Here is a 23,396-nt window from a genome sequence, read left to right on the forward strand (position 1 = left end):
ATATGGAATTTATTTTATTGCTTATAGGTGCTGGTGTAGCATATTTTTTATATGTTACACTCCAAGATTACCTCAAAAATCCATTGCATCAAGACATAGTCCCACAAAAGCAGGATTTTGGATTTACACAAATAGAATCTATAAGCGAAGAAGAAAGAGCACAAAACAAGATCCGAGAAAGCGAATATGGGATTTTAAGCGCAATTTTAGGGATTTTTGCTCGCAGTGATGGGAAGATGTGTGAATTTGAGCGTGTCCTCGTGGAGGATATGATCGAGGAAATGGCACGAGATTCTAAAAATTCCAAAATCACCAAAGAAGCATTGCTTGATATTTATGAACATGGCGATGATAGAAGCTTAGAGCAATTATGTATAGACTTTGATAATGCCACAAAAGGCGAATACAAAAAACGCCTCAAGGTCGTAGAATTTTTGTTTGTCCTAGCCTATGCTGATGGAGAATTTGACAAAAACGAAGAAGCAATGCTTATTGACATAGCAGCCTTTTTTGAACTTGATAATGAGGATTTTAATAAGCTTTATGATGAATTCTCCACTCTCTATAGCAACAACATAGAAATGACCAAACAAGAGGCTATGCAACTTTTGGGTGTAGAGGATACATATGATGCACAAACACTGCAAAATGCATATGAAAAAGCTATCAAAGAAGCTAAGGGCGCGATTTTGGATACGCAACACTTCAATAAATCTATGCTAGAATCTAACGCGCCAAACCTTCGTCGTATCAAACGCGCCTATGAGATCCTTAACCAAAACATATAGCAACAAGGAATACAATATGCTTCATAGCTAAAAAGTTACAAAAGGAGCATAATCATGAAAGTAGATGGGCAATCCTTGTTAAGCTCTGTCTATTACCAAAATCAAGCAGGTGCTAGAGAGGATGTTACTGATTCTAAATTACATAACATCAAACCTCTAGAGGAAATCTCCCAAACCCAAGTTGCTCACGATATTTCTAATCCCAATACCTCATTTCGTATCAAAGACTATTTTGAACCTTCCTCTATGCTTAAAAAAGCTAAAGAATTGCAAGAAGTGGCTACAGATGCTTTTGGCTCTCAAGAACATTTTGATCATCTTGCTAATACCTTACATAAAGCCTCTATCATTAACTACAATGAATTAAGCGCCATGCATTACTTACGCGATAATGCCCAAAAGCTTAGTTTTGATGAATTTGAAAAAATCGCTACTAATGACACCCATAGTATGCAAATGAAAGGTTTGCTCAATAGTGTAGTGCATAAACTACACTATATTGATAGTATTAATGGTGGTATTATGTAAGGCTTCTTAGCTCCTATTATTTTGCAATAAAGCTCTGCACACCAAATACTCTTGCATAACTTGTATTTGGCCATTGTGTAGGATCTGATCCGGGATTACCCCAGTCTGTATATCCTTTATAATATGACACAAAAGTTTGTTTATCTACTATTATTTGTGTGGCTCCCATTGCTTTTTGTGTCACAATAGATGCCAACATACGCTCCCATTTAAGTCGCATATCTACACAAGCCATCAAGACAAAAAAAGTATAAGTGTAATTGTTGCAAGATCTACAAGCACGATATTAGGAAATCTCCCAAAAATTAACACAAAAAAGAGGTAAAGAAACGTGGCACCAAACAATGTATTAATAAAAGGAAAATATGGTGTGTGTGCAAGATATGAACCAAACCAAACTTTGAGAAGCTCACCTATACGACCATTCCAATGCATGTATGAGCCAATCATGGAATCTAAATTACCAAGAGGAGCGCCAAGATCATCACTCTGAATAGGAAACATGGCATTAAGTGTAAAAAAGAAAATATAAAGACCAAAAAACAAGAGCAATGAAGCTTGTGAAAAGCCTAAAGAATAAATGCGCGAAGGACCACTGCGCGCTCCTATGTCACATATAGGGCTATTATGGGGGGGGGGTAAACATAAAAATCCTTAAATATTAGAAATAAAAACACATAAGGCAATACATCTACAATATATATGAGAGAATCCACAGCCTATCATCTGTAGATTCTAAAATATAGAGCTCCTATCACAAGAATGACATATTAATCAAAGCTTGCAAGGAGATTCTTTAAGAAGCGGGAATTACTGAAACTTTTTTATGCTCTTTGTCTTTTTGTTGAAACTTCACCACACCATCAATAAGTGCAAAAATTGTGTGATCTTTGCCCATACCTACATTATCACCAGGATGCACTTTTGTGCCTCTTTGGCGAATGATAATATTTCCAGCTCGCACAAATTGAGAACCAAATTTTTTCACACCTAAACGACGCCCTGCTGAATCTCTGTTATTCTGGGTACTACCCTGACCTTTTTTGTGTGCCATTGCAACTCCTTACAATTTAAAATTTATTTAGTGATTTTTAGGATTCTCACACGCGTGAAATCTCTTCTAAATCCGCGTTTAGTCTTGCTATCCTTGCGTCTGCGCTTTTTGAAAGTAATCACTTTTTTGCCTCGACCCTCGTTAATCACCTCAGCTTCAATCTTAGCACCACTTACAAATGGTGTGCCAACCGATAGATTAGCCCCATCATGTAGTGCCAAAACTTCGCTAAACTCCACTTTTGACTTTGGCTCAAGGCTTAGTTTATCAAGTAGCACGATACTACCTTCACTTACCTTGTATTGCTTGCCTCCATTCTTAAATACTGCATACATACGCATTCCTTAGTTTAGATTTGAAGTTTTGTAAAAAACAAGTGGGGATTGTATCTTAAAAAAAATTAAGATAAGCTTTGTGATATTTATTTTGCCTAAGAACAAAACCTCCCCCTACAACACAAATGGCGTGACTTGATACACCGAAAAATTTAACCAATTAGCAAAAAATATACTTGCACTCGAGCGCCACGACCACACTATATTGCCATTGGCATCATAATAATGCTGTGGAGCGTCAATAGCTACTCCCTTATTTTGATCGCGAATATATTCTTGCTGCAAAGTCTCACGCGCATACTCTAAATGCCCAAGCACAAACACATCTTGAGAATCTTTTAAAACACTTATACCACTCTCTTCTCCAGCCAAAAGAATTTTTAACTCTTTGGTTTGTTGCACTTGTGTTTCATTAATCCCGCTATATCGAGAATGCGGAATCCTTACAACATCATCAAGCCCCGTAAGCAACAAATCTGTCTGAACTATGCGATGATCAAAAACACCAAAAAGTTTTTTGTCCAATGAGGTTTTTGCTATATTGTGAAAATGATATAACCCCGCCATAGCTCCCCAACACAAATACAAAGTGCTTGTGCAATGACTCCTAAGATAATCCATAATCTCTACTAGCTCTTGCCAATACTTCACTTCCTCAAAAGGCATTTGCTCAATGGGCGCTCCCGTAACAATCGCTCCATCAAAGCGTCTCCCCAAAATATCACTAAAATTGACATAAAATTTATCTAAATGACTTTTAGGTGTGTTTTTACCTACATAACTAGAGGTCGCTAAAAGCGTGATATTCACCTGCAATGGTGAGTTAGCAAGCAAAGAGAGAATCTGGCATTCTGTCTCTATCTTTGTGGGCATAAGATTGATAAGCAACACTTCTTGCGGACGAATATCTTGATGTGTCGCACGATCCACGCCCATAATAAACGCATTGTTTTTGAGAAAACTATAAGCTGGAATATCTTCTGAAAGCACTAATGGCATATACCTATCCTTAAAATAATATTATCCCTCTATGGCTCGTTTCAAATCCGCTATCAAATCTTCCACAGATTCTAATCCAACACTTAAACGAATTGTTTCAGGCGTGATACCCGCTGCCCTCAATTCTTCATGGCTAAGTTGAGAGTGGGTCGTAGAAGCTGGATGAATAATAAGCGATTTAGAATCCCCAATATTTGCAGCAATAGCAAAAAGCTCCAAGGTATTGCAAATTTTTTGTGCTTCCTCAAAACTCTGTGCTTCAAAACTCAAAAGCCCACTAGAAAGAGAATCTCTATAATATTTTGTCAAAAGATGATGATATGGATTCTCACGCAACCCCGGATATTCGACATTTTTTATCTTAGGGTGTTGAGAGAGAAACTCCGCAATTTTTTGTGCATTTTGGCTATGTTTTTGGATTCGCAACTCTAGTGTTTCTAAGCCTTGCAAAATAACCCACGCATTTTGTGGCGAGAGTGTCGCGCCAATATTTCGCAACCATTCTGTAATAAGGCGAATGCAAAAAATTGGCAACGGCAATGAAGCATATACCAAGCCATGATAGCTTTCATCAGGTGTATTAAATGCTGGGTAGCGTGGATTATCCTTGATAAAATCATTTAATCCATTGCGTTCAATCACAGCGCCACCCAATGCGCTACCTTGTCCATTGACATATTTGCTGATACTATACACGCTAATATCCACACCAAAATCAAGTGGCTTATGCAAAAATGCAGTTGCCACAGTGTTATCACAAATCGTAATAACTTTGTGTTCTTTGGCTATTTTTGTGATAGCAAGGGTATCTGCGATAGATATTTGAGGATTTGAAATGCTTTCAAAAAAGATTGCTTTTGTATTTGAATCTATAGCTTGTGGCAAAGAGTTCTCTATATCATCAATATCAAATGTTCGAGCTTGTATGCCAAAACGCTTTAGTGTATGCACAAAAAGTGTCTGTGTGCCACCATAAATTTTATTGGCAAACACAATGTTATCACCTGCTTGGGCACAATTTACGATCGCATAAAAAATCGCTGCACTTCCGCTAGAAGTCACTACCCCAAAAGCTCCACCTTCTACAGCCGCTAAGCGAGCTGCCAAAACATCGGTTGTGGGATTTGTAAGACGCGTATAAATATTACCAAGTTCTTGCAAACTAAAACGCGCTGCGGCTTGTTGAAGATTCTCAAAACTATAGGCGGTATTTTGGTAAATAGGCACACTAATGGTGCGTTGTGAATCATATGTATAACCCGCATGTAAGGCAAGTGTTTCTTGCGCAAAATGTGTATGTGGTAAATTTGCCATATCTTACTCCTTTGAGTGAATAATAGAATTTCACGTTTATGATACACAAATTTTTTAAAACACAACATGTGTTTTTATAAATTTACATATCTTTTTTGTGCTATGTTACCTTTTTGCAAATTATGCAAGACATATCAAAAAAGCTTTTATATACACAAATACTAGATGTTGGCATATGAAATTTAAGAGAATCTAGTGCATAATACCAAATGTATTTCTAGATTCCATAGGGTTTTGATATGCGTTTAATATTAGCTTGTGTGTTTCTTTTTATCATTTTTTTACAAGCATCTGATATTACCATCACCCCTCCTCCATCTGCTGTCCAAAATCTTGAAATCCATAAAGATAAATTTGGGATACAAGGGGGTGGGTTTTCTTCATCAGGCTATTCAGAGCTAGAGCTTAATAATAAAACATTCCAACAAAATGAAATTGATACAAGCTTGTGGCGTGCTGTGGCTGAATATCGCGTGTTTTATGAGTTTCATCCATTTACACATACCTCTATAAATCTCTTTTTTGGCACTAGTCTTGAAATCACCCAATATCGCGCAGGTGGCAAGACAAAAACTTATAATGATGGAATCTATCATGAAGATAATTCCTATGATTGGGGTGGAAAATTCTACTATGGTGGGCGCGTCAATAAGCTTGGTATTACTATTAATATCAATGGGCTTCATAAATTTCACATTGTCATTAGACAAGCATTTATAGATGACTTCAATTTAGGGGCTGTTGGATTACCATTTGCAAATACACTTTGGGTCGATGCACAAAATGCACAGCTTTCTTTGGGTGGCAGTCGCACACTCCAAAACACGCAGATTCTGCTCACCTATGATTTTGTATTCTAGCGACTATATTTTTCTTGAAACGACAATACTCTTTTCCCATCGGCATTGAGGGTGTATTCTTTGTCATATCCTTCTTTTATGCGCTCATCAAAAGCTTGGAGTAAATGCGCAAACATAGGATCATCAAGAATATCAATCACCACACTATAAAGCTGAATATTTTGCAACACAATATCAAAAGCCTTGGATCTATCTTGAATATAATATTTTTCATCATTTTTATACTTCAATAAACGCATGATGATTCTATCAAGGATTCTGGGCAGCATATAGGTATTTTGTTTGAGATATTTTTTAAGCACTTCTTGAGTGCGCGCAAGCAAAATATCGATTCTAGCCTTGTCCGCATAAATCACACAAGGCAAAATCGCTATAAGCCTATCAATATCAGCACCTAGAGATCTTGTCTCCCATTTGATGATAAAACGCTTAATCCGACTAAAATGACAATCGGCAAATTTTGGTCTAGATATTTCCATGATTTTGGATTCCATTACCTTGTGCGTGGTTTGGCACATCGTGAGAATCTTGTGTGTTTTTTATTTCCCCACAAGGCGTGTCATTATGTTGGTGTAAGTCTTTTTTGGCAATAGCCACTTCTAAACTCATAGTAGAATCCAATCCATATACTTTCAGCATAGGCGTATCAAATTTAGAATCTGTATACAACATTTGTGTGCCATTGTGGTAGCTTGTGATATGTAGCACGACTTTATCATCTATGTGTCCTACCTCTTCACCTGCCAAACCCACAAATGCACTCCCAATAACAGATCGCCCCTCTTTATCATACACTGCTACATCATTTTCGCACACAACCAATGTCTTTGGAGTATCACTAGATTCTATACTAGGTGAAGTGGTAGCCACATCACTAGTTTGCGCTTGGGGTAAGGAATGTGAATGCGGATTAGAATCTGCGCTAGATTCCTCTTTAATCTCTAAAGCTTCAGGGGATTGCGCCTCGCTATCATTGCTCTCTTGCATAGATTCACTCACCGCCTCCTCTGTGAGTGTGCTTATAGTGCTAGATTCTTGTGTTTTTGGTTGGCTTAACACAAAAACTGCGCTTACCACAACAACTGCTACGACACCAAAAACCAATCGCTGAAAAATTTTATTTTGTGTTTTCATCAAAACTCCTGCAAAATGTTTGCAACTTCTTTAGCATGATAGGAAATGATAATATCTGCACCAGCACGCTTAAAGCAAAGCATAGTTTCCATAAGCACTTTTGGATAATCAATAACCCCTGCTTTTTGTGCTAGCTTAAGCATTGCGTATTCTCCACTCACATTATACACAGCCAATGGTAGCAGTGTGCGTTCGCGTATATCACGCACGACATCAAGATACGCCAAAGCAGGTTTTACCATTAAGATATCCGCACCCTCACTCTCATCATTAAGACTTTCTAAAATTGCCTCACGCCTATTAGCTGGGTCTTGTTGATAGGTTTTGCGATCCCCAAAACTTGGTGCGGATTGAGCGACATCACGAAATGGTCCATAATATGCACTAGCAAATTTTGTAGAATACGCCATAATCGGTATATGTGAAAATCCTGCCTTATCTAACCCAAAACGCAAAGCCTCCACACAACCATCCATCATACTGCTAGGAGCTATCATATCCGCGCCACTTACACAAAGCACGATAGCTTGTTGCACGAGAATCTCCAAAGTCGCATCATTATCTACAATGCCATTCTTATCCAAAATCCCACAATGTCCGTGATCTGTATATTCACAAAAGCACAAATCCACACTCACAAACATTTGCGGTGCGTGTTGCTTAATGGCACGCAAAGCCTTGGCAATAATGCCATTATCACTCAATGCTTCACTGCCACAAGAATCTTTGTGATCTGGAATCCCAAAAAGGATAATATGATAGATTCCAAGCTTACATAATACTTCGATTTCTTTAAGCACCTCATCAATACTCATCTGAAATACATCTGGCAATGAAGGCACTTCACGCTTTATACCGCTACCTTCTACAACAAAAAGTGGGTAAATAAAATCACTCACACTCACGCTATTCTCACGCACCAAATCTCGCAAATGCGCATGTAATCGTGTGCGTCTTAATCGTCTAAACATACTCTCTCCTTTATGTTAAAGTGTGCTTTGAGTAAGCTCTGGTTTTGCAGGGCGGTTTTTGAGATCACAAAAGTTTTCAACCACACAACCTTTGATAATAAAAATATTTTTACCTTCCTCATGGATATATTTTAGCCTAAAGTTTTGGTTATCCAAAATATTTTTAATAATATACATACCAAGTCCAAATCCTTGGATATTTTTTTTAGAATCTCGAAAATAAGGCTTAAAATACTCATCTAATCCAAACTTGAGAGGATTCCCAAGATTCTCTATGCACAAACCATCTGCTTGAGTATAAATGCACACCTTGCCATCATTGCCATACTTCATGGCATTATCAATCATATTTTTTATAGCAATAGCAAAAAGCTCAAAATCCGCTTTGATAAGGGCATAAGGAGATTGGAGTGTAATAGGATTTGGGAGTGTAGAATCTACAAGCAACATATGTCGCGTTTGTTCAATCAAATCCTCTAACACAAACTCGCTTTTTTTAATCGTATACATACGCGAAACAAGCTGCTCTATCTTAGCAAACTCCGAAATAAGCTCATTGAGACGACTAAAGACTGAACAAAGGCGATCTTTTTGTTGTGGATTCTCAACCATTTCAGCAGTAATACGCCCCTTAGTGATAGGAGTTTTAAGCTCATGCATAATAGATCGCAAAAACAAAAGGCGCGATTCATTAAGTGCCTTGACTTTATTGGAAAACTTATAAAATTCATTTGCCAAAAGCTCGATTTCATCTTTTGGATTGCGTTTGGTGCGAATATAATCCACTTGCATAGAATTAATGTTGGCAATTTTTGATCGCAATGTATTAAGTGGGATAAGCGCCTTTAATAAGAGCACATAGAGAAATGTTAGCATCAAAATCCCTGCAAGAGTGATAAGATAAAAACGATCATAAGAGCCTTGCGTCCCGTCCCGATACAGAATCGATTCTGTGTTATCTTGGATTAAAATATAAATTCCATTTTTGGTATTGCGAATCTTGGCTATCGTGCCCACAAAACCTTGTGGAATCTCATCTTCCTCATATAATTGCTCTCTAAAACTTTCTTGCACCTCGACAAAACCCAAATCATGCAGATATTTTTTCACGACATCACCGCCACCGCCAAGTTGCCCAATCTCATTAAGCATCATCACAATTTGGTTATATTTGATAGCATTAAGGTGTTGATCTTCTTCGATTTTATCTTTGATAAAAAAATATGAGAGTGCAAAAAACCCTAGTAATGCTGCACAAAACAAAAGTGTAATTTTAAAAAATATAGAATTCCAAAAATGCTTCATTTCTTAATACCTCAAGTTTTTAGGTTTTGTATTGTAACAAAATGCCTCTATTTCTCCCCTAAAAAATACCGAATCGATGCAAAACCATACAGATTGTGTATCTTTGTTAATTGCTTGACCTTAAGCGGAGTATCAATTCCTCCGAGTGCAAAAGTGCGAGAGAGCGTGTGTGAATCTAAAGTTTGCAATATATGCACACCAAGTGGCGTGCCTTTGTTGGGTGTAGCAAAAATAGGACTTAACATAGCATAGTGTGCGCCATTTTGCAAAGCATCTTGCACCTCTTGTGGCGTATGTGCGCTAAAACCCACCATACACCGCGAGCTAAAATGTTTGATAAGAAAAAAGGCGCTACTTTTTAAATGAATCCCATCAAAATAAGGCAACACAGAATCTAAAGCCTTATCATCAAAACCTTGTGAATTTATAAAACAAGTAATCTTTCGCGCACGACAAAGCAGGGCAAAATCTTTGGCAAATGCTCTATTGGTGCTACGATACATCGCATAATCAGGAGAAAAAGATTCTAAAATAGAAGGGAGAGTTTGAAAATAAGAAAGTGTAACCTCTGGCGTAATAAGATAGGTTTTCAAGGTAGAAACGACCATTAATGGTCAGAATCTACAATAACAGCTCCGTGCAAATACACATATGTGAGTATCATAAATACAAAAGCTTGTAAAAATGCCATAAATGTCAAAATTGCAAAAGGTAGCACAGGCACTACCCAAGGCACAAGCACAAGCATAATAAGCAAAAACATATCATCACCCTTGATATTCCCAAACAAACGAAACGAAAGTGAAACGATACGAGAGAAATGCGAAATAATCTCCACAGGTAACATAAGAGGAATAAGCCACCAAACAGGTCCGGCAAAATGTTTGAAATAATTTTCCACACCTTGTGCTTTAATTCCCTCGATGTGATAATACACAAACACAACAAGCGCTAAGACAAGCGTAAAGCTAAGACTTGATGAAGGTGCTTCAAAACCCGGAATAATCCCAATAAGGTTAGCCGCCAAAACAAATAATCCAATAGTTGCCGCAAGTGGGAAATATTTACGCGCAACCTCTTCACCTACAATATCCTTGGCAAAATTAATCACGCCACTTATAAGCGTTTCAAAAACATTTTGAATACCGCTAGGCACAAGCTGCATTTTACTAGTAGCTAGTGATGCACAAATGAGTAATATAAAAGTAATAAGCACAGTATAAGCTGCCACAACAAAATCATGATGTGAGAAAATGTGCTCCCAAGAATGTGGATACAATGTCCCTACAAAGGTAAAAACTCTCTCTGTTATATTTACACTCTCCATAATACTACCTTTCAGATGTATTTCAAAATCACGCTTATTATGCCTTGTTTTGAGTAAAAAAAATCTAAAAAGTTTTAATTTAGATAAACTTTGTATTGATTTTTCGTAAAAAATACATACTTACACAAAACAAAATAAAAAATGGGAGCAAAACACCAAGCTCTGGCTGCAAAATCCCACTGATACTTAACTCCGAAAATGAAAAAAACAATCCCCATATAATAAGTGCGCCTACGATACATGCAAAACTAATCAGCGCAAGATTCCCATAACGCGCAAGTGATGGAATAAAAGCCGCGATAATAAAAATACTTAGCGGCACAAAAAATGGCACAATCACAAGAGCATACAAAATAGCGCGCATTTTGATTGTGTTTGTGCCTTGTTCAAAAGAAATAAAAAGCGTATCAATCGCATCAAGAATAGAAACGGTGGGCTTATCTTGAGAAAATGTATCAAGAACCTTTGGACGGAAGCCTTTTAGCACTTCTAATTGAGGTAGGGCTATCTTGGTAAGTGCGGTGCTACCTAACTCAAGTTTGTCATTAATCACCAAATACGCCACATCATCAAGACGCCAAACATCATCTACAAAAAGAGCAGTTTTTGCCTCATAATAGCTACGCAATTCACGATTTTCTAGCTCAAAAATCTTGATTCGCTCGGCTTTTGCACCACCATTTTCTAAAGGATAAATCTTGCCCATAAAAATGTATTTGTTATCAAATTTTAACAATACATCTTGGCGTGTGTTGAGCACGGCTTGGTTACTAACAATAGATTCTGCACTCTCTTGAGCATACGCAAATGAAGTGCAATCAAGTCCAATATGCAAACAAGTAATCAAACTCGCAACCAACACAACAGGCTTTAGAATCTGTAATCGAGAATATCCTAATGCCAAAAGTGCGGTAAGCTGGTTGCTCTTTAGAAATGTAATAAGAAACATAATAGCACTAAGCACAAGCGATATAGGGAGTGTGTAGCTCATCGCATAGATACTATCATAAAACAAAAACAAAATAAAAAGATTCGCAGAATCTGGCAAATCATCGACATACTTCAGTGTGTCAATAGCCACAAAAAAAAGTTCCAAAGCAAGAAATATGATAAAAAAATACTTCAAATAATATGTGATGATAAAACGAAAAAACATATTGCTAAAAAGTCCTTGCTTGTGAAATTAACGCATTAAAAATTACATTATAGCATTTTTTGCACGATATTATCCCAACTGCTTATAGCAAGTCCAAGTCTCTTAAGCTAAGTATGGTTTTTTATGGCTATAATGTGAATCTATAAGTTTAGTTATCTCACTAAAACAAGGAGTTAAAATGCGATTATTGATGGTGTTATTTCTCGTTGGATTATCCGCAATGTCTGGTGCAACAAATGCACTCTCACAATATAAAAGCTATGAAAATTCTATGCTTTCAAACTTCGGCTCAGGGCGCGTGATACGAGCAAGTAGTGATGGCACTACGCGTTGGATTCTCTACAATGAAGGTATGCTTGGTTATTCATATGCTAGACTTGGTGAAACATTCTTGCATTCAGCCGACATTGGATATTCTAGCTACATTATGTCTGTCTCTAGTATGCGTGGCGTGTATCCTTATGTGGGTGTAGAAATTACCGTGCCTATCTATATCCGAGAAAAAGGTAATAGCAATGCATTTGCAACGGCACCTACTGATTTACCTGGTGGAAGCAAACTCCTAAGCGAAACAGGCTTTAATGGTTGGGGTGTGCAATTGCCAGTAGTCATTGGTTTGCAAACAAAATCTTTTTATATACAAGCTATGGGTGGATATGCCTATCATTCTATCAAAGATATATTTTACAAAAGTGCTACAGAAAATGATTGGTCACTCACAAACACCTATCAAGGTATCATCTATGGAGCAGGGCTTGGTATTCGTATGCGCAATACCTTTAGCTTTGGGTTACGCTTTGTGATGGGAGATCTTAATAGCACGCTACGCGATCCTGAACAACCAGGCTTACAAACATATATCCGCGCAAAAGATTTCCAAAGCCACTATTGGCGAGCTTCTGCCATATTTGGTGTTGTATTTTAGGCAAGGGTTGGTTTATACCACCCTATGATCTATACGACTTCTCACCAAAGTGTATTAGGAGAGATAAGACTTGCAAGCAAAGATCACAAACTCATAGGTTTGTGGTTTTTGGGACAAACAATACATCTACCAAAACTTCATACAGAATCTACAAATACAAAATCCATAACCCAGTGCATACAAGTCAAGCACGATGATGCGGTGCTTTTGCATACAAAGCAGTGGCTGCAACAATATTTTGCAAAGAAAAATCCAAGCATTAATGAACTTCCGCTTGATCCTCACGGCAGTGTGTTTGGGAAGCTTGTATGGAATCTCATCACACAGATTCCATATGGGGAAGTTTGTAGTTATGGAGAACTCGCAAAAGAAGTAGCAAAACAAACACACAAAAATGCGATGTCAGCCCAAGCCATTGGTGGAGCGCTCAAACGCAATCCTATTGCCATTATCATTCCTTGTCATAGAGTGATTGGAACAAACAAAAAGCTCACAGGGTATGCCGGTGGGATTGATAAAAAAACGATGTTGTTAGAACATGAACAATCAGACTTAGAGCGACTATACCGCTTCAAAAACTCTTAGCCTATATAAAAACTCACATTTCAAATATCCCTTAAGTATCTAGCACAAAATCCCAAAATCTAGCGCGATATTAAAAAATATTTTCTATAATCTTGCCTTTATATTTTCACTCTCAAAGGATTTTTATGATAAATCACGACTTTGGCAAACTAATCTTGCGCGTGTGCGTAGGTGGACTTATGTTATTTCATGGTATCTTTAAATTACAATATGGCATCGATGGCGTTACTGGACTCTTAGAATCTCGAGGCTTACCAACATTTATGGCATATGGTGTGTATGTTGGTGAGATTCTTGCACCGCTTTTGATTCTCATAGGGTATCAAGTGCGTTTAGCAGCACTTGTGGAGATTTTCACAATGCTTATAGCTATTTATAGCGTGTTTGGATTTAGTATCTTTGGTCTAGATAATACTGGAGGGTGGGTTATTGAACACCAACTTTTATATATCTTGCCTTGTCTTGCGCTCTTTTTTATGGGTGGGGGACGCTATGGCATACACATATTCCTCAAAAAATCATATTAAAGGATTATTATGTTGCAAGAAACTATCACAAATGCACTAAAAAGTGTCATTTATCCTAATTTTCAAAAAGACATTGTAAGCTTTGGCTTTCTTAAAGGGATTGATACAAAATCCACGCCGCCACGCGTCGATATTGCCATTCCTTCAAGTTCTGATGAAATCCTTGCGCAACTTGGCAATGCTATCAAACTTGCGTTAAAAAATGCAGGAGTAGAAGAAGTAAGTATCAATATCTCTACCCCACAACCAGCTCCAAAACCTGCCCCAAAAACTAAAAATCTTGCTCCGCAAATCAAATCATTTGTTATGGTGAGTTCAGGAAAAGGTGGCGTGGGCAAATCCACGACAAGCACAAATCTTGCTATCGCTCTAGCCCAAGAAGGCAAACGAGTAGGATTGCTTGATGCGGATATTTATGGACCAAATATCCCTCGTATGCTTGGCTTACACGCTAATAAAGCTATGGTTGATGAATCTAAAAAGAAAGTAATCCCACTCAAAGCCTATGGTGTGGAAATGATGAGTATAGGTGTGCTGTATGATGAGGGACAAAGTCTCATATGGCGTGGACCTATGGTAATGAGAGCAATTGAGCAAATGCTTACAGATGTTTTGTGGAGTGATCTTGATGTGCTTATTATTGATATGCCACCAGGCACAGGTGATGCGCAACTCACTCTTGCTCAAAGTGTGCCTGTAAGTGCAGGAATCGTAGTAACCACACCACAAAAAGTAAGTCTAGATGATAGTGCAAGAAGCTTAGATATGTTTAGCAAGCTCAATATTCCAATCGCTGGAATTATCGAAAATATGAGTGGTTTTATCTGTCCAAATTGTGGGCAAGAATATGATATTTTTGGTAAAGGCACAAGCCAAAGTATCGCAACACAATACAACACAACAACAATCACGCATATACCTCTAGAGCCAAAAGTCCGAGAAGGCGGAGATAATGGCAAGCCTATCGTGTTTTTTGAGCCACAAAGTCAAAGTGCCAAAGCATATCTACAAGCCGCACAAGCCCTCATCGCATTTTTGGATAAGGTGCAACGCGAACAACTTGCAGATAACAAGGACATACAACCCACAAACCGCTAAATGTTATGCTTGCTTGGTTTGAGCAATCCCCAAACCAAGCACATATAAGGAGTTTGTTTTGCACACCTATACAGCTGACGCCACATACTCCAACACACTCTCGCCTATCGCCATACTTGATACCAAAACACAATGGCTCGTATTTCTTGCATTTTGCTTGTGTATATTTGCCATAAATCTCACACTCCAATATTTACACTACAACACACTAGATTCAAAAACACCAATTACCATACGCGGACAAGTTATCGCACAATACCCAAAAATCTCACCCAAGACAAACTCCACCTATCAAGTCCTTAAAATCCGCACAGAATCTGGAGCAGTATTTTATACAACTTCCAAAGAAGCAATCAAAAATCTCTTGCATATGCACCTAAGAATCTATGGCAAACCTGCTCAATGTAGCTTTTGGCAATATCTGCAATCTTGCTTTATCACAAGTTTTAGCATTTCTTTAGAATCTACACAGGATTATCGCGATACTTTTCGTGCGTTTATAGATTCACAGCACACAGATTCTCTCCTTGGAGCATTTTACAAAACGCTATATATTGCTGATTTTCTCCCAAAAACCTTAAGAGACTTTAGCAACACTATTGGCATTGCGCATCTTATTGCAATTAGTGGCTTTCATCTAGGAATCTTAAGTCTTGTATTGGGTTTTATACTGCATCTTTTATACAAGCCATTGCATAGATTCTTCCCTTATCGTAATAAGTTTTTTGATATTGGCATATTGCTACTTGCAATGCTTTTTGCCTACCTTGTTGTACTTGATTTTTCTCCCTCATTTCTACGAGCGTGGGTTATGGCGTGCATAGGGTTTATGATGGTGTATTTTGGAGTTAGGATTTTGCAATTTAGATTTTTATTTATGATAGGGATTTTGTGTGTGAGTTTTTTCCCACGGCTTATATATAGCATTGGCTTTTTTCTCTCGTTTTTTGGAGTCTTTTATATTTATGTATTTTTGCACTACTTTAGATTCTCATCGCGCTCTTTTATATATAAATTTTTGCTTCTTCCACTTGTTTTTAATTTCACAATTTTTGTCAATATGCTAATTTTGGTGCATTTTTTCTTCCCATACTTTAGCTCTTATACTCTTATTTCTATCCCAATTACACTTATTTTTGTAATTTTTTTCCCCATAAGTGTTATTGCACATATGCTAGGAATTGGCTGGATTTTTGATACACCTTTGGCAGCATTGTTTCATCTTAAGTTAGATTCTATTGAGGTTTTTACACCGCTGTGGCTTTTTATAAACTATCTTATTATTTCACTTTTTGCTATACGCTCTTTTGTTGCTTATTGTATCTCTCTTGTGCTTGGTATTTTGTTTTTGGGATATTTGTATTATAGCCTATGGGTAGCATAAGGCAAAATGCCCTTCATATCAAAAATACTATGTTTTGTATGCACATACTCTCGCAAATCAATGTCCATAAATACACTATGAGCATTAAGTAGCACGATAATATCAAATTTCTTATGCCCCAAAGATTTTAAAGGCTTAAAACCAAACATTTGCTTTGCCTGTGCTCTATCAATCAATGGATCATATACCTTAACCTTAAAGCCATATTTTTTAAGTTTTTTACGCAAAATAGGGGTTTTAGAATTACGCATATCGCGACAATTTTCCTTAAATGCTAAGCCTAATAACAATACCTTGCTTTTTGATACCACAAGTCCGCATTCTTTGGCAATACTGCTAAGTTTTTTGGCAAGAAATGTCGGCATTTGCTCATTGACAAGGCGCCCCATACTAAGAACTTTTGGTTTATAATCACACATTTGTAAAATATATGAGAGATAATAAGGATCTACACTGATACAATGTCCCCCCACAAGTCCGGGCATAAATGGCAAAAAATTCCATTTACTTTTGGCAGCTTCAAGCACTGCATTAGCACTCAAACCCAATCTATCACACATCATTGCCACTTCATTCACAAAGGCGATATTCAAATCGCGTTGCGCATTTTCAATAAGTTTTGCCATCTCGGCTACCTCAATACTAGGAGCAACATACAAAGAATCTACCACGCTACCATACACTCTCTCCATTCTTTGTCTTGCTTGGGGTGTGCTTGCAGCAATAATTTTGGTAATGCTTTGGAGCGTGTGCGCATTATCACCGGGATTAATACGTTCAGGAGAATAACCGATGAAAAAATCCCTATCTAACACCAAAGAAGAAGTTTTTTGCAAAACCTTGCCACAATACTCTCGTGTGCAAAACGGATAGGTTGTAGATTCATACACCACCATATCGCCTTTTTTAAGCGCACCACCCACAATCTTAGAAGCCTCGTCCAAATATCTAAGATCTGGAGTTTTATCGGCAAAAATTGGCGTTGGCACGGCGATAATAAACATTGTGGCTTGTATGAGATCTTGTTGTGTATTGCTATAATGCAAAGATTTTAGTGGCACAAAATGCTCTTGTGTATGTTCATCAAACCCATGCTGCAAATCTTGTATGCGTTTAGGATTGGTATCAAATCCAATGACTCTAAAATGCTTAGCCAAAGCAAACGCTAAAGGTGCGCCAACATAGCCCAATCCTATGACCGCAATTGTAGTATCAAGTCTAGCTTTATGATTCAATTTGCACCACCACGCCATCACGCATTTCATACACACTGCAATCTAAGCTATCATACGCACGATTTTGCCTAAACTCTAGCTTCACACCGGCTTTATCCACCCAACCAACAATGCGCGCAGGATTGCCCACAACAAGCGCATGTGCTGGGACATTATGGCTCACAACCGCTCCAGCACCTATAAGCGCATATGCTCCTATGGTATTGCCACAAATAATCGTAGTATTTGCACCAACAGAACAGCCTTTCTCAAGCAAAGTGGGCATATATTGATGTTTGCGAGAAATAAATGCACGAGGATTTTTAATATTTGTAAAAACCACGCTTGGTGCGATAAAAACATCATCACAGATTCTCACACCCTCCACGATACTGACATTATTTTGGATTCTGACATTATTGCCTATATGCACATTTTGGGCGATCATACAATTTTGCCCTATCGAACAATGCGCACCAATCACACTTGAACCAAAAATATGACAAAAATGCCAAATCTTAGAATCTTTGCCAATCACCGCACCTTCATCGATGATACTGCTTGGGTGCACAAAATACTCCATCATGCCAACCCCTTAGCCAATGGGTGATAATCTCCTTTAAGGCCAATTGGCTCTAGCTCTCTTATACGCTCCATAAGCGCAAGGCTTGGCATAGCACTCTCCAAACCAAAACCTCTATTGGCAAGAATCTCTTCATAGCTTTTTGTATGCAAATCTTCAAAGCCTTGCGTAAATTCCACTTCTTGTGTATCCACTCGCATATAACGATATGTATTGCCTCTAGATTCTGGAAGCAATGCCCTATCAATGGATAAAAACCAACGCACACGCGCATGTTTTAGCCCCAAAAATCCACAGGCTGTGCTAGGGGAGCTATAGTGCAAAATATTTTCTTGACACTCTCCAAACAAAAAACATAGCATATCAAATAAATGTATGCCTATGTTACAGGCTAATCCGCCACTTTTATTTGCATCACCCTTCCATGATTCAAAATACCATAATCCTCGCGCAGTGATATAACTCAAATCCACTTCAAAAATATGATGAGGATTTTCCTCAAGGCGTGCGAGGATATTTTCTCTAAGGGATATAATCCGTGGATGAAGGCGAAGTTGCAAAATTGTGCTAATACTCTTGCCACTCTCACGCTCTAGCTTTATAAGCTCTAAGGCTTGGGTAGTATGTAATACTACTGGTTTTTCGCAAATTGCATGCATGCCGTGTGTAAGTGCGAATTCTATATGTGCTTTGTGCCAAAAATTAGGCGTGCAAATACTCATGTAATCAATAGATTGTGTTAATTTGTGAGTATGAAAAGATTCTAAAGAAAGAAAAAATCTAGCATTAGGAAAATAACTATCCAAAATCCCTACACAATCGTTTGTATCAATAGCCGCATACAAATCATTGTGTGTATCCCTAATGGCTCGCAAATGCCTAGGAGCAACGAATCCCGCTGCCCCAATCAAAACAAAAGAGCACATTGTTATGTATTACTTAACTTCGTAATAAAAAACTTGATCTCCCATATCTGTTTTTAATTTAAGCATATCGCGATTTGCATCTGTGCGAGATTGATAAGGACCAACAAGGTATTTTGTGGTATTTTGTGCGCCATAGACACGATAGCTATAATTATTGATTTTATTGAGAAACTCTTTGTTTGGAGTATTTTCAAAAGATCCTACTTGTATGTAATGTCCTTTTTGTGCGACTTGCCCATTTTTGCTTTTATCAACGCTCAAAGAAGATTGTGGTATTTGCGTAACAAGCGCTGGTTGAGTATTCACAACAGGTTGTGTGCTTTGTGCTGCCTGCTGGGGTTGTCTCTGTGGCTGTGTAGGCTGTGTAGATTGCGCAGGTTGTGTGCTTTGCACCACTTGTGTAGGTTTAGTCGTTGGCTGTGGAGTTTGTTGTTTTGGTGCAGATTGCACTACTTGTGTGGGTTTTGAAGGCGCAGTAGCAGGTGTGCTAGATTCTGGTTTAGAAGGCTTGGTAGGTTGTGTAGGTTGCACAGGCTGTGTGGGCTGGACTACCACAGGTGTGCTCAATGTCCCTTGAGATGCTGCTTCTAAAATTGGATCTTGAGAAACTTGAGGTGTAGATTCTACAGGTTGTGGTTCGGATTGTGTAGTTTGTCTATCCTGAATCTGCTTAACAATCTGTTCGAATCTATCATTCGCCGCAACATCTGTTGTTTGCACAGGTTGGAATTCTGTATTTTGTGTAGTTGCCTGTGTATCAGATTCTGGAGTTTGTTGTTGCAAACCATTTTCTTGGGCAATTTGCTTGGTTGATACCTTATCATCGCCACCACTCATAGCAATTGCAGAAACCAATAATATAATGAGCAACACGGCTGCTGCGACCACAAGGAGCATTATTTTTTTGCTACGATTTTGGTATTGCGCTCTATCATCAATCAAAATATCATTAAATTCTCTTTTATCTTCCATCATATCTCCTTTTATTCTCATGCATTCTACATATATTTAGACCAAGAAGCACCACGCTCCTTAGCAAAAACTCCATAAGGTAGCGCAAGAATATTGAAATTTTGTGGTAAATCATCGTTTGGAAACACACGCCACTCTACCGGACAAGTCTGCGAAAGCTTCATAGATAGCGTGCGCGCCAACCTCTTACCCTCTCCAAGCTCTGTATGTCCTTTATGCACATAAAGGTGTAAATGTCCGGGTGTTTTTGTCGTATAGGCAGTGAAATTAATAAAGCCTTCGTTGCGCAGAAGCAATTGTGCCTTATGATAGAATCTCTCGGCATTGCGTCCATTGTAATCAAAAACGATATTTTCGACCTTGTTATCTTTAAGAATCAAAGAATGTGCGATCGTAAGTTCTTTATTCCAATGCTTTCGTATGATTGTGGAGGTTAGCATAGAATCCACTCTCTGAAACTTATCATACAAAATCCTACCAGAATAGACAATTTTTTGTCCCATGCCGGCTTGTTTTTGGTAATAATGTGAGGTATCTATCTTAATAAGTTTTAAGTCCATTTCTGTCATTGTCTTTACCTCACCTCAATCATATCAGCACAAATTTTAAAAAATAGGCTTATCATAAATAATAAAATCCTTACTAAATTCTTTGATCTCTTCAAAAATCTTATGTTGCAACGCTGTATTAGAAATATCATCTAAGACATCGGCAATTTTTGATCCAATATAAGTAAATTCTTTTTCTTTCATACCTCTTGCTGTCAATGCGGGAGATCCTATACGCACACCACTCGTTACAAATGGAGATCGTTTCTCACCTGGAACGGTATTTTTATTCACGGTGATACCGGCATTACCCAACGCCAAATCCGCATCTTTACCGCTGAAATCCTTATCAAGAAAACTCATCAAAATAAGATGATTATCTGTCCCACCACTAACAAGCTTATAACCTCGCTCAACCAAAACTTGCGCTAAGGTTTTGATATTGAGTTTCACTTGTTTGGCATAATCTTTCCACTCAGGTTTTAGATTCTCTAAAAATCCAGCAGCCTTACCAGCAACAACATGCACTAACGGACCACCTTGCAATCCAGGGAATACCGCCTTATTAATTTTTTGGGCAAGTTCCTCATCGTTTGTCATAATCATACCGCCCCTAGGACCACGCAAAGTCTTGTGCGTAGTTGTCGTTACGATATGACAATAAGGAAATGGATTAGGATATTCTCCTGCTACAACCAATCCTGCCACATGCGCAATATCACCCATAAGCAGCGCCCCAACACTATCTGCTATCTCTCTAAGACGCTTAAAATCCAACTCTCTAGTGTATGCAGAAAATCCACACACAAGAATCTTTGGCTGCACGACCTTGGCATATTCTGCAACTTTGTCATAATTGATATACCCATCAAGCTCCACACCATAAAAAAAGCTTTGATAGAGCTGCCCACTCACGCTTACTTTGGCGCCATGTGTCAAATGCCCACCATGACTTAAATCCATACCCAAAATCTTATCGTATGGCTTAAGCAATGCAGCATATACAGCACCATTTGCTTGTGATCCAGAATGTGGTTGCACATTGACATATGCGCAACCAAAAAGCTTTTTGGCACGCTCAATAGCCAAATTTTCTATTTCATCAACAAATTCACATCCACCATAATAACGCTTCCCCGGATAGCCTTCAGCGTATTTATTTGTCAGGATACTTCCCATAGCTTCCATTACGCTTGGAAATGTAAAGTTTTCACTTGCAATCATCTCTAAATGTGTATTTTGACGCACTAATTCTTTATTGATAAGCGAAAATAGTTCTGAATCTTGCTCCAAATAATAACTCATTGTATTCTCCTAAGAATCTTTGGTATCTTCTAGTAGTATATCATAATTTACCTTAGAAGGTTTAAGTGCGGGAAATAAAATCACATCTTTAATGCTTCTTTGGTTAGTAAGTAGCATTACCAAACGATCTATTCCTATGCCTTCACCTGCTGTGGGGGGCATACCATAGCCCAATGCCCACACAAAATCCTCATCCATATATTGTGCTTCTTCATCGCCTGCATCTTTTTGGCGCACTTGTTCCTCAAAGCGTTCTTTTTGATCTAGTGGATCATTAAGCTCATTAAAGCCATTAGCAATCTCTTTACCGCCGATAAACAGCTCAAAACGCTCTGCTATATCGCTTTGTGTTTCACTTCTACGCGCTAATGGACTAAGTTCTATAGGATAATTTGTAATAAATGTTGGGTTAATGAGTTTTGGCTCCACAAATTCACTAAATGCCTCATCAAGAAGTTTGCCATAACTCAAATTAGATTCAAGTTTCACGCCATTTGTGCGCAAAAACGCCTCTAACTTTGCTTTATCATGCACAATCTCAGAATCTATACCACCAATTTGGCTAAGAGATTCTTTATAGCCAATATTTTGCCATTGACTAAAATCAATCTCATGCTCTCCCCAAGGAAGTTTAGGCGACAAATCTAACTTCTCAAACAAAAAGTTAAAGAGTTCTCTAGTAAGCACCATCAAATCTTCAAAAGTATGATACGCCCAATAAAACTCAATACTGCTAAATTCGGGGTTATGTGTCGCATCTATCCCTTCATTTCTAAAATTCCGATTTATCTCATAAATGGCTTCAAACCCACCAACAATAAGACGCTTAAGATATAATTCTGGCGCTATACGAAGATAACGCTCCACACCCAAGGCATTATGATGAGTAACAAAAGGCTTGGCGTTTGCTCCGCCAGGAATTGGGTGTAACATAGGTGTTTCTACTTCCAAAAAACCTTTAGAATCAAAAAAATCTCGAATACATGCAATAATCTTGCTACGCAAAATAAAAGCCTCGCGCACTTCTGCATTCACAATCAAATCTACATATCGCTGACGATAGCGTAACTCCACATCACTTAAGCCGTGAAACTTTTCTGGCAATGGCACGATTGCCTTACTCAAAATTTCAAACTCAAGCGCATGAATACTAAGTTCACCTGTTTTTGTTACAAAAGCAAAACCCGTAATACTAACGATATCCCCAACTTCAAGAATCTTTTTCACTTCCTCAAAGCGATCGCCTAATTCATTTTTGCTCACATATGCTTGCAAAGTCGCACTCTGATCTTGAATCTTGATAAAACACGCTTTGCCCATGAGACGCATAAAACGCACACGCCCTACGATTGTTTCTCTACTTTGTGAATCTTGGGCATTTGATTCTTGGTTATGGAGAAAATTATATTTTTGTAAAAATTCTTTGTTGGTAATGGTGCGTTTTGCGTTTGTTTTGTATGGATTGCTTCCCATTTCTCGCAAAAGCGAAGATTTTTTTAATCGTTGCTGGATATAAAAATTTGAAAACATCACTCCCCTTGTTGTGTTATTGTATTTT

Annotated in this window: 27 protein-coding genes; 8 read left to right on the forward strand and 19 right to left on the reverse strand. The window is 38.0% G+C overall.

Features of this window, described 5'->3' with window-relative positions:
• The first annotated feature begins 2 nt into the window (after positions 1–2).
• Positions 3–788, forward strand: coding sequence for a TerB family tellurite resistance protein (locus B9T66_RS00220; RefSeq protein ID WP_095626982.1), 786 nt, complete (start codon positions 3–5; stop codon positions 786–788).
• Between the two features lie 54 nt (positions 789–842).
• Positions 843–1,316: a hypothetical protein gene (locus B9T66_RS00225; RefSeq protein WP_095626983.1), complete on the forward strand. Its 474-nt coding sequence runs from the start codon at positions 843–845 to the stop codon at positions 1,314–1,316.
• Positions 1,317–1,332: 16 nt separating this feature from the next.
• Here B9T66_RS00225 and B9T66_RS00230 read toward each other — a convergent pair whose 3' ends face one another.
• The 5 genes from B9T66_RS00230 to B9T66_RS00255 all read right to left on the reverse strand — a co-directional run bounded on the left by B9T66_RS00230 (position 1,333) and on the right by B9T66_RS00255 (position 5,018).
• The gene (locus B9T66_RS00230) at positions 1,333–1,536 is read right to left on the reverse strand and encodes a hypothetical protein (protein WP_143429076.1); all 204 of its coding nucleotides are present in this window, start codon (positions 1,534–1,536) and stop codon (positions 1,333–1,335) included.
• Positions 1,537–2,112: 576 nt separating this feature from the next.
• Positions 2,113–2,370, reverse strand: a complete 258-nt coding sequence (gene rpmA, locus B9T66_RS00240) for a 50S ribosomal protein L27 (protein WP_095626986.1) — start codon at positions 2,368–2,370, stop codon at positions 2,113–2,115.
• Positions 2,371–2,393: 23 nt separating this feature from the next.
• On the reverse strand, positions 2,394–2,705 hold the full coding sequence (gene rplU / locus B9T66_RS00245; protein WP_095626987.1) for a 50S ribosomal protein L21: 312 nt from the start codon (positions 2,703–2,705) through the stop codon (positions 2,394–2,396).
• Between the two features lie 114 nt (positions 2,706–2,819).
• Positions 2,820–3,704: a homoserine O-succinyltransferase gene (locus tag B9T66_RS00250; protein ID WP_095626988.1), complete on the reverse strand. Its 885-nt coding sequence runs from the start codon at positions 3,702–3,704 to the stop codon at positions 2,820–2,822.
• A 21-nt stretch (positions 3,705–3,725) separates the two neighbouring features.
• The gene (locus B9T66_RS00255) at positions 3,726–5,018 is read right to left on the reverse strand and encodes an O-acetylhomoserine aminocarboxypropyltransferase/cysteine synthase family protein (protein WP_095626989.1); all 1,293 of its coding nucleotides are present in this window, start codon (positions 5,016–5,018) and stop codon (positions 3,726–3,728) included.
• A 239-nt stretch (positions 5,019–5,257) separates the two neighbouring features.
• On the opposite strand from B9T66_RS00255, the gene B9T66_RS00260 reads away from it, so the two are divergent.
• Positions 5,258–5,878, forward strand: coding sequence for a hypothetical protein (locus B9T66_RS00260; RefSeq protein WP_095626990.1), 621 nt, complete (start codon positions 5,258–5,260; stop codon positions 5,876–5,878).
• Here B9T66_RS00260 and B9T66_RS00265 read toward each other — a convergent pair.
• From B9T66_RS00265 to B9T66_RS00295, 7 genes are all read right to left on the reverse strand, one after another.
• Positions 5,875–6,357 carry a hypothetical protein gene (locus B9T66_RS00265; protein ID WP_095626991.1) on the reverse strand — a complete coding sequence of 161 codons (483 nt, stop codon included), beginning with the start codon at positions 6,355–6,357 and terminating at the stop codon, positions 5,875–5,877. The two genes, B9T66_RS00260 and B9T66_RS00265, sit on opposite strands and share 4 nt — an antisense overlap.
• The gene (locus tag B9T66_RS00270; RefSeq protein WP_095626992.1) at positions 6,344–7,012 is read right to left on the reverse strand and encodes a hypothetical protein; all 669 of its coding nucleotides are present in this window, start codon (positions 7,010–7,012) and stop codon (positions 6,344–6,346) included. The genes B9T66_RS00265 and B9T66_RS00270 overlap by 14 nt, the downstream gene beginning before the upstream one ends.
• Positions 7,012–7,983, reverse strand: a complete 972-nt coding sequence (hemB, locus tag B9T66_RS00275) for a porphobilinogen synthase (protein WP_095626993.1) — start codon at positions 7,981–7,983, stop codon at positions 7,012–7,014. Before hemB ends, B9T66_RS00270 begins: the two co-directional genes overlap by 1 nt.
• A 15-nt stretch (positions 7,984–7,998) precedes the next feature.
• Positions 7,999–9,288 carry an ArsS family sensor histidine kinase gene (locus B9T66_RS00280; RefSeq protein WP_095626994.1) on the reverse strand — a complete coding sequence of 430 codons (1,290 nt, stop codon included), beginning with the start codon at positions 9,286–9,288 and terminating at the stop codon, positions 7,999–8,001.
• Positions 9,289–9,335: 47 nt separating this feature from the next.
• Positions 9,336–9,896 carry a thiamine phosphate synthase gene (locus B9T66_RS00285; protein ID WP_095626995.1) on the reverse strand — a complete coding sequence of 187 codons (561 nt, stop codon included), beginning with the start codon at positions 9,894–9,896 and terminating at the stop codon, positions 9,336–9,338.
• Positions 9,896–10,600, reverse strand: a complete 705-nt coding sequence (locus B9T66_RS00290) for a F0F1 ATP synthase subunit A (RefSeq protein WP_374220117.1) — start codon at positions 10,598–10,600, stop codon at positions 9,896–9,898. The genes B9T66_RS00285 and B9T66_RS00290 overlap by 1 nt, the downstream gene beginning before the upstream one ends.
• A 94-nt stretch (positions 10,601–10,694) precedes the next feature.
• Entirely contained in the window at positions 10,695–11,771 is a 1,077-nt protein-coding gene (locus B9T66_RS00295; protein ID WP_095626997.1) for an LptF/LptG family permease, read from the reverse strand.
• Between the two features lie 178 nt (positions 11,772–11,949).
• Here B9T66_RS00295 and B9T66_RS00300 point away from each other — a divergent pair, with 178 nt between their 5' ends.
• From B9T66_RS00300 to B9T66_RS00320, 5 genes are all read left to right on the forward strand, one after another.
• Positions 11,950–12,696 (forward strand): hypothetical protein, encoded by a 747-nt coding sequence (locus B9T66_RS00300; RefSeq protein ID WP_095626998.1) that lies wholly within the window; start codon positions 11,950–11,952, stop codon positions 12,694–12,696.
• Positions 12,697–12,720: 24 nt separating this feature from the next.
• Positions 12,721–13,281 (forward strand): methylated-DNA--[protein]-cysteine S-methyltransferase, encoded by a 561-nt coding sequence (locus B9T66_RS00305; protein WP_095626999.1) that lies wholly within the window; start codon positions 12,721–12,723, stop codon positions 13,279–13,281.
• Positions 13,282–13,406: 125 nt separating this feature from the next.
• The gene (locus tag B9T66_RS00310) at positions 13,407–13,808 is read left to right on the forward strand and encodes a DoxX family protein (protein ID WP_095627000.1); all 402 of its coding nucleotides are present in this window, start codon (positions 13,407–13,409) and stop codon (positions 13,806–13,808) included.
• A 9-nt stretch (positions 13,809–13,817) separates the two neighbouring features.
• A complete protein-coding gene (locus tag B9T66_RS00315; protein ID WP_095627001.1) occupies positions 13,818–14,906 on the forward strand; it encodes an Mrp/NBP35 family ATP-binding protein in 1,089 nt (362 codons plus the stop codon).
• Between the two features lie 58 nt (positions 14,907–14,964).
• Complete coding sequence (locus B9T66_RS00320; RefSeq protein WP_095627002.1) at positions 14,965–16,290, forward strand: ComEC/Rec2 family competence protein; 1,326 nt, start codon at positions 14,965–14,967, stop codon at positions 16,288–16,290.
• On the opposite strand, the gene B9T66_RS00325 is transcribed toward B9T66_RS00320, so the two are convergent.
• Genes B9T66_RS00325 through lysS form a run of 7 tightly spaced genes read right to left on the reverse strand, consistent with a single transcriptional unit; the run spans position 16,269 to position 23,368 of the window.
• On the reverse strand, positions 16,269–17,525 hold the full coding sequence (locus tag B9T66_RS00325) for a nucleotide sugar dehydrogenase (protein ID WP_180763292.1): 1,257 nt from the start codon (positions 17,523–17,525) through the stop codon (positions 16,269–16,271). The two genes, B9T66_RS00320 and B9T66_RS00325, sit on opposite strands and share 22 nt — an antisense overlap.
• Positions 17,515–18,087 carry an acyltransferase gene (locus B9T66_RS00330; protein WP_095627132.1) on the reverse strand — a complete coding sequence of 191 codons (573 nt, stop codon included), beginning with the start codon at positions 18,085–18,087 and terminating at the stop codon, positions 17,515–17,517. Before B9T66_RS00330 ends, B9T66_RS00325 begins: the two co-directional genes overlap by 11 nt.
• The gene (locus B9T66_RS00335; protein ID WP_095627004.1) at positions 18,087–19,013 is read right to left on the reverse strand and encodes a Gfo/Idh/MocA family oxidoreductase; all 927 of its coding nucleotides are present in this window, start codon (positions 19,011–19,013) and stop codon (positions 18,087–18,089) included. Before B9T66_RS00335 ends, B9T66_RS00330 begins: the two co-directional genes overlap by 1 nt.
• Before the next feature lie 9 nt (positions 19,014–19,022).
• Entirely contained in the window at positions 19,023–19,985 is a 963-nt protein-coding gene (locus B9T66_RS00340) for an SPOR domain-containing protein (protein ID WP_095627005.1), read from the reverse strand.
• A 26-nt stretch (positions 19,986–20,011) separates the two neighbouring features.
• Positions 20,012–20,554 carry a DUF1882 domain-containing protein gene (locus B9T66_RS00345; RefSeq protein ID WP_095627006.1) on the reverse strand — a complete coding sequence of 181 codons (543 nt, stop codon included), beginning with the start codon at positions 20,552–20,554 and terminating at the stop codon, positions 20,012–20,014.
• Between the two features lie 36 nt (positions 20,555–20,590).
• Complete coding sequence (locus B9T66_RS00350) at positions 20,591–21,838, reverse strand: serine hydroxymethyltransferase (protein ID WP_095627007.1); 1,248 nt, start codon at positions 21,836–21,838, stop codon at positions 20,591–20,593.
• Positions 21,839–21,847: 9 nt separating this feature from the next.
• On the reverse strand, positions 21,848–23,368 hold the full coding sequence (gene lysS / locus B9T66_RS00355; RefSeq protein ID WP_095627008.1) for a lysine--tRNA ligase: 1,521 nt from the start codon (positions 23,366–23,368) through the stop codon (positions 21,848–21,850).
• Positions 23,369–23,396: the final 28 nt, after the last annotated feature.

The organism is Helicobacter sp. TUL, assembly GCF_002287135.1.
In the GTDB taxonomy this organism is placed as follows: Bacteria; Campylobacterota; Campylobacteria; order Campylobacterales; family Helicobacteraceae; genus Helicobacter_F.

What these genes read in the sequence shown, in the direction of transcription:
- B9T66_RS00265 (WP_095626991.1), bottom strand. Translation starts at nt 6,357, where the DNA reads ATGGAAATATCTAGACCAAAATTTGCCGATTGTCATTTTAGTCGGATT.
- B9T66_RS00220 (WP_095626982.1), top strand. Translation starts at nt 3, where the DNA reads ATGGAATTTATTTTATTGCTTATAGGTGCTGGTGTAGCATATTTTTTA.
- B9T66_RS00260 (WP_095626990.1), top strand. Translation starts at nt 5,258, where the DNA reads ATGCGTTTAATATTAGCTTGTGTGTTTCTTTTTATCATTTTTTTACAA.
- rpmA (WP_095626986.1), bottom strand. Translation starts at nt 2,370, where the DNA reads ATGGCACACAAAAAAGGTCAGGGTAGTACCCAGAATAACAGAGATTCA.
- B9T66_RS00305 (WP_095626999.1), top strand. Translation starts at nt 12,721, where the DNA reads ATGATCTATACGACTTCTCACCAAAGTGTATTAGGAGAGATAAGACTT.
- lysS (WP_095627008.1), bottom strand. Translation starts at nt 23,368, where the DNA reads ATGTTTTCAAATTTTTATATCCAGCAACGATTAAAAAAATCTTCGCTT.
- B9T66_RS00300 (WP_095626998.1), top strand. Translation starts at nt 11,950, where the DNA reads ATGCGATTATTGATGGTGTTATTTCTCGTTGGATTATCCGCAATGTCT.
- B9T66_RS00250 (WP_095626988.1), bottom strand. Translation starts at nt 3,704, where the DNA reads ATGCCATTAGTGCTTTCAGAAGATATTCCAGCTTATAGTTTTCTCAAA.
- B9T66_RS00315 (WP_095627001.1), top strand. Translation starts at nt 13,818, where the DNA reads ATGTTGCAAGAAACTATCACAAATGCACTAAAAAGTGTCATTTATCCT.
- B9T66_RS00345 (WP_095627006.1), bottom strand. Translation starts at nt 20,554, where the DNA reads ATGACAGAAATGGACTTAAAACTTATTAAGATAGATACCTCACATTAT.
- B9T66_RS00285 (WP_095626995.1), bottom strand. Translation starts at nt 9,896, where the DNA reads ATGGTCGTTTCTACCTTGAAAACCTATCTTATTACGCCAGAGGTTACA.
- B9T66_RS00280 (WP_095626994.1), bottom strand. Translation starts at nt 9,288, where the DNA reads ATGAAGCATTTTTGGAATTCTATATTTTTTAAAATTACACTTTTGTTT.
- B9T66_RS00330 (WP_095627132.1), bottom strand. Translation starts at nt 18,087, where the DNA reads ATGGAGTATTTTGTGCACCCAAGCAGTATCATCGATGAAGGTGCGGTG.
- B9T66_RS00295 (WP_095626997.1), bottom strand. Translation starts at nt 11,771, where the DNA reads ATGTTTTTTCGTTTTATCATCACATATTATTTGAAGTATTTTTTTATC.
- B9T66_RS00350 (WP_095627007.1), bottom strand. Translation starts at nt 21,838, where the DNA reads ATGAGTTATTATTTGGAGCAAGATTCAGAACTATTTTCGCTTATCAAT.
- B9T66_RS00230 (WP_143429076.1), bottom strand. Translation starts at nt 1,536, where the DNA reads ATGCGACTTAAATGGGAGCGTATGTTGGCATCTATTGTGACACAAAAA.
- B9T66_RS00255 (WP_095626989.1), bottom strand. Translation starts at nt 5,018, where the DNA reads ATGGCAAATTTACCACATACACATTTTGCGCAAGAAACACTTGCCTTA.
- B9T66_RS00340 (WP_095627005.1), bottom strand. Translation starts at nt 19,985, where the DNA reads ATGGAAGATAAAAGAGAATTTAATGATATTTTGATTGATGATAGAGCG.
- rplU (WP_095626987.1), bottom strand. Translation starts at nt 2,705, where the DNA reads ATGTATGCAGTATTTAAGAATGGAGGCAAGCAATACAAGGTAAGTGAA.
- B9T66_RS00225 (WP_095626983.1), top strand. Translation starts at nt 843, where the DNA reads ATGAAAGTAGATGGGCAATCCTTGTTAAGCTCTGTCTATTACCAAAAT.
- B9T66_RS00310 (WP_095627000.1), top strand. Translation starts at nt 13,407, where the DNA reads ATGATAAATCACGACTTTGGCAAACTAATCTTGCGCGTGTGCGTAGGT.
- B9T66_RS00270 (WP_095626992.1), bottom strand. Translation starts at nt 7,012, where the DNA reads ATGAAAACACAAAATAAAATTTTTCAGCGATTGGTTTTTGGTGTCGTA.
- hemB (WP_095626993.1), bottom strand. Translation starts at nt 7,983, where the DNA reads ATGTTTAGACGATTAAGACGCACACGATTACATGCGCATTTGCGAGAT.
- B9T66_RS00335 (WP_095627004.1), bottom strand. Translation starts at nt 19,013, where the DNA reads ATGTGCTCTTTTGTTTTGATTGGGGCAGCGGGATTCGTTGCTCCTAGG.